The sequence below is a fragment of the Komagataeibacter kakiaceti JCM 25156 genome (assembly GCF_000613305.1).
The window spans coordinates 1-849 of the sequence record NZ_BAIO01000758.1; the positions used below are offsets into that span (position 1 = coordinate 1).

Annotated in this window: 1 protein-coding gene; it reads left to right on the top strand. The window is 67.5% G+C overall.

Annotated features, from left to right (window positions below; genetic code table 11):
• The coding region (locus JCM25156_RS18675) for a PhoH family protein (RefSeq protein ID WP_025814341.1) at positions 1 to 825 on the top strand (825 nt) is incomplete at its 5' end.
• Positions 826 to 849: the final 24 nt, after the last annotated feature.

An 849-nucleotide genomic window follows, 5' to 3' on the forward strand; every position in this document is an offset into this window, starting at 1 on the left:
ATCCGCCTGGCGGCCCATGCCTTTTCCGCACCTCCCGCCGCGACAGGGGACCTGCCCGCCATGCAAGATGTCCGCACGCCCGTCATTCCCGCCGCCCCCTCGCTTGCCGATCTGCCCAGCATCATGACGCGTCGCGGCCCCATCGTGCCGCGTTCGATCGGTCAGGGGCACTACATGGCCATGCTGGCCCGGCAGGAAATGGTGTTCGGTCTTGGCCCGGCGGGCACCGGCAAGACCTACCTTGCCGTGGCGCAGGCGGTGGCCATGCTCCAGGCCGGGCAGGTGGACCGGATCGTGCTGTCACGCCCGGCGGTGGAAGCCGGTGAGCGGCTGGGCTTCCTGCCCGGCGACCTGAAGGAAAAGATCGACCCCTACCTGCGCCCGCTCTATGACGCGCTGCATGACATGATGCCGGGCGATCAGGTGATCCGCCGCATGGGCACGGGCGAGATCGAGGTGGCCCCCCTCGCCTTCATGCGCGGGCGCACGCTGGCGCACTGTTTTGTCATTCTGGACGAGGCGCAGAACACCACCCCTGCCCAGATGAAGATGTTCCTGACCCGCATGGGTGAAGGCACGCGCATGGTCATTACGGGCGATCTGAGCCAGGTTGACCTGCCGCGCGGCGTGACATCCGGCCTGCGCGAAGCCGTCGAGACACTGGACGGCCTGCCCGGGATCGGCATGATGCGTTTTGAATCACGTGACGTGGTGCGCCACCCGCTGGTGGCGCGTATAGTGGAGGCATACGATCAGCGCGCCGGGGCGCAACACCGCCCACAGCACGCGCGATCGCAGCAGGAGAACGATGAAACCTCGAAGTAGCACAGACCCCGCCCGGCATGGCGG